The organism is Nitrospirae bacterium YQR-1 (assembly GCA_039908095.1).
Lineage (GTDB): Bacteria > Nitrospirota > Thermodesulfovibrionia > Thermodesulfovibrionales > Magnetobacteriaceae > Magnetomonas.
In genome coordinates this window covers 1-2,500 of the sequence record JAMOBJ010000061.1, presented here as the reverse complement: position 1 = coordinate 2,500, position 2,500 = coordinate 1, and the positions used below count along the sequence as shown (strand labels likewise).

Here is a 2,500-nt window from a genome sequence, read left to right as displayed (position 1 = left end):
CAAGTGACAATGGAAGATAAAAACCATATAAAAAAGCAATTGTTTTTAATAACTCGGCTTCATCATGGTGGTAAGTCCATTAAATATGAGTTTGAGATTAATTGGAAAAATGGAATTGATAATAACCTTGTAAGAGATTATGACGGCTTAAGAGTGATGTGCCACAGCACGGAAAATCGTGAAATTTTTGTCCTGTCAGGTGATGGTTTAAATCTTGATGAATACCCAAATAATGAATATTCAGAGGAAAATTTATTTAAGTATTATAATGGTAATACAGACATACTTAAAATAATTAAAACAATAAATAATCTAATAAATAAAGATTCTACAGCAGTAATTGGAATTCACTGGATAAGCACTATCCTTTTTTTAAAAATTCCAGAACTAATAGCAACTGCAAAATCAACTAAGGGAAATAAAACATGGAAAGATTATATAAATGATAAAGGTCTTACTAATTTAGCTGGTATTTTAGATGACTCCGATGTAAACTCAGAAATGCAGTTATGTTTACCGTCTCATATTCCTATTATACCTTATTCAGTTGGTGGATATAGTTCAATTGCTGAGCAGATAGATTGTATTGTTACATCACTAATAAATAATGGCACCAATTTTGATACCGCATTTGATAATTTGTTGAACAAAATATATACAAGCGGATTTGAAGTAATCAATTTAATGCTTGCAAAACTTATCTCAATTGCTAAAATAATTTTGTATGATTTGGGTAAAACAGCAAATTCCAAAGTGCAAGAGGAATTTACAAAAGAAAAAGAAAAAATACTATATACATTAAGATATTTCCTATGTGACCCTAAACAATCTGAACTTGATTACGGAAAACTACATGGGTCTGCTCTCACTTTTGATTTAACAATGGCAAATTCAATCAGAAAAAGGATATGTAACGTCGGAGAAGATAATAAAAATATAGATACATTAATGGATATATTATCAAACTATTTGAGTAAACCACATATAGAAAGTAATGATAGAGAGTTCTTTGCTTTTTTACGTGATTTTAATAATACCTTAATAACACCAATACTTGAAATGGCAGCAAGGTGAATTTATGAAAATAAATATTGTATCGGATATCTCCATGTTTAGAATCTACACTAAGTGCATTACTTCAGGATTGGGTATTTCTGATATTAATACTATAAGGATGGATAAAGTATCGCTAGTTAGTAGAAATATTATTTTTGCCGATTTTTGGCTTATAGAGGTATTTTTAGACTCTTATAACCCTTTTGGTTTTAAATTAGCAAGAGATATGGCTGGTATTATAAAATGCCTTTTGGTTTTCCACTATGTTCCTGATGGATTTCCAAAGGAAGGTCAGTTTTGGTGTAATATTCAGGATGTTGATTTTATAAAAAAAATCAAGGATGTTTATAGCAACTCTTTTGTTCCCTCAGTTGAGCATTATAATGAATTGATTAATATATGGCCGAAACTTAATAAAAGCAAGGATGTCCACAGAGAAAGATGAGACAAGGTGTACAACTATTAATAAAAGATAAAAAGTTAAAAACACATATTGAGAAAATACTACTCAAATTCTGTGATTGTGGTATAGATAAAGATAGTCGACTTGTAATAGCAAGTTTGTTTGATATAGAATATAATGCAATAATTACAAACCTGCCTGATATTTATACAATTCAAAAAAAAATAGAAATAGGTAATCACATAATATTTATTGTTGATGATTTGACTCATATCCCACTCGTTTATGAACCTGAAAAAATTAAATCTTCATATATAAACAAGCTGCTGGGTATCCCTGAATTTAACTCTAAAGAAAAAGCTATTTTGTATGCGGAACTAAAATATGATTTAGAGAAAAAAAAGTTTTTCAATGTAATTAATATCTCTGATTACAATTTTACTGAAAATTTAAGAAATCTTATAATCAATTTTTATAAAGAAGTTTATCCATTTAATGACGAATATAACATGTGGAAAGATAAATATTATTGCACCTTTATTGAGTATTATGAAAGACTCGGTTTTGGTGCCGATACTAAAAAAAATAAAATTGTAGAAAGTATTCTGCAAGATGCTAATGACAGATATAATAACGCTAACGGATTGTCATACAACTTAAAAAATACGCATACAATACCGTTGGAACTTTTTAGCGCTCCTCTGCCATTTTTATATTGTGAACTAATAAATTCAAGAAGTGAAATTGAGGGTGTTCTAAAAAATAAAAAAATTAAGTTACTGCTTATAGATAATAAGGCAGATAAAATAATAAATGAGGATCTTAAACAAGGCCCCCTATGTGAGCTTTTAAGCTCGTCTGACCTTGATTTGTTTGAGCTATACACAGTTGGTAATTCAGTATTTAAGAAGCACAATAATAAGTGGGGGTTTTTTGATAATGATAATCATGTTGAAATAGATGCAACAGTCCACCCTATGAGAATTCCTAAAGACATCCGAGGAAGAAATAACTTAAATAAGTTTAATTTCAATTTCCATA

Annotated in this window: 3 protein-coding genes; all 3 read left to right on the top strand. The window is 29.0% G+C overall.

Going from position 1 to position 2,500, the window contains the following annotated elements:
• Positions 1 to 1,074: hypothetical protein (locus H7844_15775; GenBank protein MEO5358738.1), on the top strand; the 1,074-nt coding region annotated here is incomplete at its 5' end.
• A 4-nt stretch (positions 1,075 to 1,078) separates the two neighbouring features.
• Positions 1,079 to 1,501, top strand: a complete 423-nt coding sequence (locus H7844_15770) for a hypothetical protein (protein ID MEO5358737.1) — start codon at positions 1,079 to 1,081, stop codon at positions 1,499 to 1,501.
• Positions 1,498 to 2,500, top strand: a 1,003-nt coding sequence (locus H7844_15765) for a hypothetical protein (protein ID MEO5358736.1), incomplete at its 3' end; no start/stop codon positions are given. The genes H7844_15770 and H7844_15765, both read left to right, overlap by 4 nt.